The organism is Mycobacterium sp. E2497 (assembly GCF_001668695.1).
Taxonomy (GTDB): Bacteria; Actinomycetota; Actinomycetes; order Mycobacteriales; family Mycobacteriaceae; genus Mycobacterium.
The window spans coordinates 1-6,923 of the sequence record NZ_LZKD01000049.1; the positions used below are offsets into that span (position 1 = coordinate 1).

Sequence of the window (6,923 nt, forward strand, 5' to 3'; positions counted from 1 at the left end):
CCCGCTCAACAGGGCACTGCAGCGGAGGAGAACAGCGGCCCCCATTCGTGCCGGGCCGCGGATTGCGCATCGGTGAAACTCGGCGTCTTCTCGCCGTCGCCGGCCAGGTGTACCAGCGCCCAGGCCATCGCGAACACCGGCACCTTGTGCCGCAAGGCCGCGCTGTGCAATTCGTCCAGGGCGGCCTCCGACGGGCACCGGCGAAGGCCGATGAGAATGCCCCGAGCGGTGTCGAGGATGCGACCGGAATGCGGGCCACACGAAGTCTGGGCGGGAACCCAGTTCGTCGTCATGTTGTGGATACCTCCTGCGGCGCCGTCACGAACCCACCACTGGCGATAGCGGACGAGGAATTCCTGCGCTACGCATCGTCGCGGCCGCAAACCTCAAAAGCGCCCTGTGCCATGATTTGTCGATTGAGCGCGTTGTGCCAGTCTACTGCCGTGATTGATACCCGCCCGTGACCGTTTCGGGATCGGCTGCTAATCAACGACTCCCACTACATACCGACGGGAATGGAAATCCGACGGATTCGAATTAGCTTGCCAGCGACAGGATTTCGTCGAAGCCGCCGGCGATGGCGTCGTGGAACACGTCGTAATCGGGAATTGCGGTGGTGTCGATGTTCATGCCGAGCCCGCAGGTGTCGACATAGGTCAGAAGCGTGACATTCACGGCCGCACCGATGGTGGGCCCGAAGGCGTATTGCGCGCGCACCGGGGCGCCGCCGAGGAAAACCGGCACCGGGACGCCCGGCACATCGCTGGCCACGAAATCCACGTGGCGCAGGACCGAGCCGATGTACCACCGGGGCGCCAGATTGAGAACTCCGGCAATCAATTGCGTGTATGGCAGTGATTTTTCGTTGCGTACCGCCGCGGTGCGCTGCCGGATCGCCCTGATGCGTTTTGCCGGGTCGATCTCGCCGACGGGTACGTCGAAGCGCATCAGCGTGATCCGGTTCCCGCCGATGCCGTCCGCTTGGGTCCGCAGGCTGATCGGCATCGTGATGTGTAGGTCGCCCACCGGCACACCGTGCTTTTCGTGGTAGAGGCGCAGTCCACCGGCGACCCCCGCGACAAAGGCGTCGTTCAGCGCCCCACCGCAACGGTGTGCGGCTTCCCGCAGCGGCCGCGTCGGCACTTGATGCACCGCGAGATGACGGATCAGGCCGCGGTCCGTCGCCAACGACGACCCGGGTCGGTTGATCGGGCGGACGGTTCGGTAGACGGATGCCGCGGTGGTCGCCGCGGACCGGAGGGTGGTGACGGGCCGCCGAACCCCGTCGTACATCAACCGTGGCAGCCGGTTGGCCACCCCCGCCAGGGCCGAGTTGAGCAGGCCGGCGTCATAGCGCACGGCATCGGGGTAGCCGCCCAGCAGCGCCGGCCCCGCGACGGCCGGCTCCGGCGGCATGGGGTCGACGGGATAGAGGTCTTCGGAGAGGTCGAACAGGTGCATCGCGATCTGGACCCCACCGACCCCGTCGGTGAGCGCGTGGTGGAACTTGCAGATCACGGCCGCGCCGCCGTTTTCCAGACCGTCGATGAACGTGGTCTCCCACAGCGCGCGGGCCCGATCGAAATCCTGCATCTCGGCCACCCGCGCCATCTCGAGGACGTCGTCGAGGGTCCCTGGGCCGGAGATGGTCGCCCGCCGCAGGTGGTAATCCAGGTCGAAATCCCGGTAATGCTCCCACCGCGGCGGGGCGGGCGCAGGTGACTGCACCACCCGCTGCCGGAACATGGGCAGCGTGCGACTGATCAGGTCGAAGCGTTTGCGCACTTCGTCCCAGTCCGGCGACCGGTCCAGAAGAACGACACTGACCACGGTCGACCGCAGCCGGGGATCGCTTTCCATTGCCCAGGTGAAGGCGTCACTGGCGCGCATAAATGCAGTCATCTTCGTGCTCCTCGCACAGAACGTACGACTGCCGGCGGCCCAGGTCATCGGGTTATCGGCAGCCGATGACTTTGGTCCCCACAGATAGCGGCTTTGGTCGACCGCCCGTGCGGCCACTACAGAATGGCGTTGAGGTCTTTGGCCCTGGCGATGTCGTCCCAGTCGACGTCGAGTTCCAGCAGGATTTCCTCGGTGTGCTGGCCGTGTTCGGGAGCGCGCGCGGGCGCCGGCGGGGTCTCGTCGAACTGCACGGGCGCGGCGACGATCCGGTACTTCTCGCCATGGTCGTCGACGTTGGTCACCACGTATCCGTTGGGCTCGACCTGCGGATCGTTGAGCGTTTCCCGCGGCGTCGCCAGGGCGCCCCACACGCCCGGTTCGTCCTCGAGCGCCTTCTGCCAGTGGGCCAGGTCGTGGCGGGCGAACACCTCGGCCAGGATCTCGGTGGCCGCCGCGGCGTTGGCGATCAGATTGGCCGACGGCACGAAGCGTTCGTCGGTGGCCAGTTCGCCCAGGCCCATCCGCTCGCAGAACCCCGCCCAGAACTTGTCCGGTTGCAGGAACACCAACTGGATCCACCGGCCATCCCGGGTCTTGTACCGGTTGACAAGCGGGTTGATGGCCAATCCGGGCGGTGCGCCCGGAATCCCGTCGATGTCGAAGAAATCGGCCGCCGAGATGGACGGTGCGATCGCCCACATCGCCTGCGCCAACAGCGAGGAGTCGACGATCGCCGGTTCACCGGTGCGTTCGCGGTGGAACAACGCGGCGCATACTCCCCCGGCGAGGGTCGCCCCGCCCTGCAGGTCACCGAACCCGGGCCCCTGGACGGCGGGGGTGTCCGTGCCGAACGGCGTGAGCGTGTAGGCGACGCCGCCGCGCGCGAGGTAGGTGGCGGCGTCGAACCCGCCGCGGTCGCGGTCCGGACCCCGCACCCCCAGCCCGGTGCCGCGCGCGATGATGATCTTCGGGTTGAACGCGCGGATGTCGTCGACTGTCAGCCGCGCCCGTTCGAGCGCGCCAGGCAGCCAATTGGTGAGGAACACGTCGGCACTCGCCAGCAGGCGGCCGAACAGCTCGCGACCCGTCTCGGATTTGATGTCGATGGCGATGCTGCGCTTACCGCGGTTGCCCAACTCGAGGATGAAGTCGGCGTCCGGTCTGGCCGCCTGCCGGGTGAACCCGCCGACGACCAGTGCGCGCCCGGGATCGCCCGATGCGACGCCTTCCACCTTGATCACGTCGGCGCCCCAGTCCGCCAGGGCCGCACCGGCCGAAGGCACGTAGGTCCACGACGCCAGCTCGACTACCCGCACGCCTTCGAGGACGCCCCCGCGGACACCAGACATCGCCAACTCCCTCGGTCGACCGCCATTCCTTGCTATTTTAGATATTCTAGCTAGTCTAGGGCGTAGTGGTAGCCCAGCTGCAGGTCAGCGCAGTTTTTCGGGGAAGAGATGCGATGGATTCGACCGGTGGCCCGAATCCGATACCCGTGACCGCGCGCCGTGTGCGCGGCGTCGACACTGGCGAACGCCGTTGGGCCCCAAAGGGAATCGCGATGACCACGGACGAAGGACTGGCATGGGCAGGGTAACGGGCAAGGTGGCCGTGATCAGTGGCGCCGCGCGCGGTCAGGGCCGCTCGCACGCGCGGATGCTCGCCGCCGAAGGCGCCGACATCATCGCGGTGGACCTGTGCGCCGACATCGAGACCAACGAGTACCCCCTGGCGCGGCGCGAGGACCTCGAGGAGACCGCCCGGCTGGTCGAGAAGGAGGGGCAGCGCGCGTTCACCGCGGTCGCCGACGTCCGCGATCGGGTGGCGCTGGCCGCAGCGATCGACGAGGGCGTGGCCGAGTTCGGGCATCTTGACGTCGTTGTCGCCAACGCGGGCATCTGCCCGCTGACGGCGGGCCTGCCGCCGCAGGCCTTCGCCGACGCCGTGGACGTGGACCTGGTCGGCGTGCTGAACCTGGTGCACGCAAGCCTCAAGCATCTGCATGCCGGCGCGTCGATCATCGTGATCGGTTCCAACGCGGCGTTCATGTCGTCTCTGAGCACCTCCGGCGGTGAGAGTGGGATCGGCGGCCCCGGCGGGGCCGGATACGCCTTCGCGAAACTGGCTGCGGCGCATTACGTCAACGACTTCGCCCTTGCGCTCGCCAAGTTCTCCATCCGGATGAACGCGGTGCACCCGACCAATGTCAACACCGACATGCTGCACAGCCCGCCGATGTATCGGGCCTTCCGGCCGGACCTGAAGGATCCGACCCGCGAGGACGCGGAGCCGGTTTTCCCGCTCGTGCAGGCGATGCCGATCCCCTATGTCGAACCCGAGGACATCAGCGAGGCGGTGCTCTTCCTCGCGTCCGACGCGGCCCGCTACATCACCGGGCAGCAACTCCGTGTCGACGGGGGCGGCTTCCTGAAGGTCAAGCCGTGGTCCGGTGCGTGATCGCATGAGCGACGGGACAACGGGCGTCCAACGCCGCCTGTACGAGCTGATGGTGCTCATGAAGGCGGCCGACGACCGGCTGTCCAAAGGCATCGGCACCGGCGAGTTCATGTGCGTCTACTGGCCCTCGCGCGGGCAGGAGGCCATCGCCGCCGCGATGGGTCTCGCGCTGCGGCCCGACGACCAGTTGGTGACCACCTACCGCGGGCTGCACGACCTCATCGGCAAGGGCGTCCCGCTGGAAGAGATCTACGGCGAGGTGATGGGCCGCACCGTGGGCGCCGGGCGCGGCAAGGGCGGCACCATGCACATCGCGAATCCCGCTCGGGGCGTGATGCTTTCGACCGGGATCGTCGGGGCGGGCCCGCCGGTGGCGGTGGGATTGGCGCTGGCCGCGAAACGCAAAGGCCTCGATCGCGTCACCGCGGTGAGCTTCGGCGACGGCGCCACCAACACCGGGTCTTTTCACGAGGCGGCGAACATGGCGGCGCTCTGGGACCTGCCGATGGTGTTCGTCTGCCAGAACAACCTCTACGCCGAGATGACGCCGACCGCCGACACGATGAAGCTCGAATGTGTCGCGGACCGGGCGGCCGGCTACGGCATGCCGGGAGTGCGTGTCGACGGGAACGATCCGCTGGCGATCAAATCGACACTCGATGACGCGCTGCGGCGAGCCCGCGCCGGCGGCGGCCCCACCTTCGTCGAATGCGTGACGTTCCGCTTCCGCGGCCATTACTTCGGTGACCGGATGCCCTACATCCCCAAGGATCAGCTGGCCGCCGCGATCGAAGCCGACCCGGTGCCCCGCCTCCGCGACCAGCTGGTCGAGGCCGGCATCTGCGATCGGGACGAACTCGACCGCATCGAAGAGGAGGCGCTGGCCGCGGTGGAGACGGCGCTGCAAAACGTCATGCGCGCGGAGGCCCCGTCGATCGACGAGCTGGACCGAGACGTGTACGCGACCGCGATCAAGTTCCCGGTGTGAGCATGCACGAACAAGAGATGACGATGCGCGAGGCGCTCAACCTCGCCCTGGACCAGGCGCTCGCCGCCGACGACAGGGTGTTCCTGCTCGGTGAGGACATCGCCGACCCCGGCGCGTCGGGACCGACCGCGGGCCTGTCGACGAAATACGGCCACGACCGCGTCCTGGACACCCCGATCTCGGAGGCGGCGATCGTCGGCGCGGCCGTCGGCGCGGCCATCGACGGGCTGCTGCCGGTGGCCGAGATCATGATCATGGATTTCATCGGCATCGCCGCCGACCAGCTGATCAACAACGCGGCGAAGCTGAGGTTCATGACCGCCGGGCGCACGACCGCGCCGCTCACCGTTCGCACCCAGGTCTACGCCGGGCTGGCCACCGGCGCCACGCATTCGCAGAGCCTGGAGGCGTGGTTCATGCACATCCCGGGCATGAAGGTGATCGTGCCGTCCACGCCGCGGGACGGGAAGGGTCTGCTGACGGCGGCGATCTTCGACCCCGATCCCTGCCTGTTCGTCGAGACGATCCGGCTGCAGGGCAAGAAGGGGCCTGTCCCCGTCGATGCCGGATTCTCAATCCCGTTGGGCCAGGCCGACGTCAAGCGGACCGGCACCGACGTGAGCCTGATCGGCTACGGACGCTGCGTGCACGACGCGCTCGCTGCCGCGGCCACGCTGCACGAACAGGGCGTCAGCGCCGAGGTCGTCGATCTGCGCACGCTGGTACCCCTCGACGTCGAGACCCTCGTCGCCTCCGTACGCCGTACCCGCCGAGCCGTGATCGTCCACGACGCCGTCCAATTCGCCGGTCCAGGAGCCGAAGTCGCCGCGATCCTGCACTCGCAGTTGTTCTCCGAGCTGGCCGCGCCCGTCGAGCGGGTGGCCGCCCGATTCGTCCCCAACCCGGCCGCGGCGGCGCTCGAGGCGCAGGTGTATCCCTCTCCGGCGCGGATCGCCGCGGCCGCGTTGAAGACCCTCGCGGGGGCGAGAGTGCATGGCTGACTTCGTCATCCGCATCCCGCGCGTCTCGGTGGCCGTGTCGGAGGCCGAGCTCACCGGCCTGCTCGTCGACGCCGGCCAGCGCGTGGAAGCGGGCACACCCATCTACGTGATCGCCACCGAGAAGGTGGAACAGGAGATCGAAGCCGGAGCGTCGGGCACCGTGCACTGGACCGGCCAGGTCGGGACCACCTACGACATCGGCGCCCCAATCGGAGTCATCACTTCGTGAACCAGGAAAGGTGAGCACGCATGGATCTCAACGAGACTCGCGAGAGGATCATCTACCAGAAGGAGGGGCCCATCGCCCGGGTCACCCTGAACTGGCCGGAAAAGGCGAACGCCCAGGACCAGAAGCTGGCCGAAGAGGTCGACGCCGCGCTGCTGGACGCGGACCGCGACTACGACATCAAGGTGCTCGTGCTCAAGGCCAACGGCAAGGGTTTCTGCTCGGGACACGCCATCGGCAACAACGCGGTGGATTACCCGGCCTTCGTCGAGGGCGCGAAAGTCATGGGCACGCCGTGGAAGCCGCAGACCGACCTGTTCGTGAAGCCGGTGCTGAACCTGTGGGAGTT

The 6,923-nt window shown here is 67.8% G+C and carries 8 protein-coding genes; 5 read left to right on the top strand and 3 right to left on the bottom strand.

The features are described 5' to 3' along the window. Positions 1-5 precede the first annotated feature (5 nt). The 3 genes from A5713_RS04175 to A5713_RS04185 all read right to left on the bottom strand — a co-directional run bounded on the left by A5713_RS04175 (position 6) and on the right by A5713_RS04185 (position 3,251). Positions 6-293 (bottom strand): ANTAR domain-containing protein, encoded by a 288-nt coding sequence (locus A5713_RS04175; protein WP_007169962.1) that lies wholly within the window; start codon positions 291-293, stop codon positions 6-8. 244 nt (positions 294-537) lie between these two features. Next, positions 538-1,902, bottom strand: a complete 1,365-nt coding sequence (locus tag A5713_RS04180) for a wax ester/triacylglycerol synthase domain-containing protein (protein WP_082972776.1) — start codon at positions 1,900-1,902, stop codon at positions 538-540. 116 nt (positions 1,903-2,018) lie between these two features. Then, positions 2,019-3,251, bottom strand: a complete 1,233-nt coding sequence (locus tag A5713_RS04185; protein ID WP_068092834.1) for a CaiB/BaiF CoA-transferase family protein — start codon at positions 3,249-3,251, stop codon at positions 2,019-2,021. A gap of 235 nt (positions 3,252-3,486) precedes the next feature. On the opposite strand from A5713_RS04185, the gene A5713_RS04190 reads away from it, so the two are divergent. The 5 genes from A5713_RS04190 to A5713_RS04210 form a co-directional block, all read left to right on the top strand. After that, on the top strand, positions 3,487-4,359 hold the full coding sequence (locus tag A5713_RS04190) for a mycofactocin-coupled SDR family oxidoreductase (protein WP_067917331.1): 873 nt from the start codon (positions 3,487-3,489) through the stop codon (positions 4,357-4,359). A gap of 4 nt (positions 4,360-4,363) precedes the next feature. Then, positions 4,364-5,347, top strand: coding sequence for a thiamine pyrophosphate-dependent dehydrogenase E1 component subunit alpha (locus A5713_RS04195; protein WP_068092840.1), 984 nt, complete (start codon positions 4,364-4,366; stop codon positions 5,345-5,347). Between the two features lie 2 nt (positions 5,348-5,349). Then, entirely contained in the window at positions 5,350-6,348 is a 999-nt protein-coding gene (locus tag A5713_RS04200; RefSeq protein ID WP_068092836.1) for an alpha-ketoacid dehydrogenase subunit beta, read from the top strand. Then, entirely contained in the window at positions 6,341-6,577 is a 237-nt protein-coding gene (locus A5713_RS04205; RefSeq protein ID WP_067917335.1) for a lipoyl domain-containing protein, read from the top strand. The genes A5713_RS04200 and A5713_RS04205 overlap by 8 nt, the downstream gene beginning before the upstream one ends. A gap of 20 nt (positions 6,578-6,597) precedes the next feature. Next, the coding region (locus A5713_RS04210; protein ID WP_197516290.1) for an enoyl-CoA hydratase-related protein at positions 6,598-6,923 on the top strand (326 nt) is incomplete at its 3' end.

Excerpts from the sequence above, each read along its gene's own strand:
- A5713_RS04195 (WP_068092840.1), top strand. The coding sequence starts at position 4,364 with ATGAGCGACGGGACAACGGGCGTCCAACGCCGCCTGTACGAGCTGATG.
- A5713_RS04180 (WP_082972776.1), bottom strand. The coding sequence starts at position 1,902 with ATGACTGCATTTATGCGCGCCAGTGACGCCTTCACCTGGGCAATGGAA.
- A5713_RS04205 (WP_067917335.1), top strand. The coding sequence starts at position 6,341 with ATGGCTGACTTCGTCATCCGCATCCCGCGCGTCTCGGTGGCCGTGTCG.
- A5713_RS04175 (WP_007169962.1), bottom strand. The coding sequence starts at position 293 with ATGACGACGAACTGGGTTCCCGCCCAGACTTCGTGTGGCCCGCATTCC.
- A5713_RS04200 (WP_068092836.1), top strand. The coding sequence starts at position 5,350 with ATGCACGAACAAGAGATGACGATGCGCGAGGCGCTCAACCTCGCCCTG.
- A5713_RS04185 (WP_068092834.1), bottom strand. The coding sequence starts at position 3,251 with ATGTCTGGTGTCCGCGGGGGCGTCCTCGAAGGCGTGCGGGTAGTCGAG.
- A5713_RS04190 (WP_067917331.1), top strand. The coding sequence starts at position 3,487 with ATGGGCAGGGTAACGGGCAAGGTGGCCGTGATCAGTGGCGCCGCGCGC.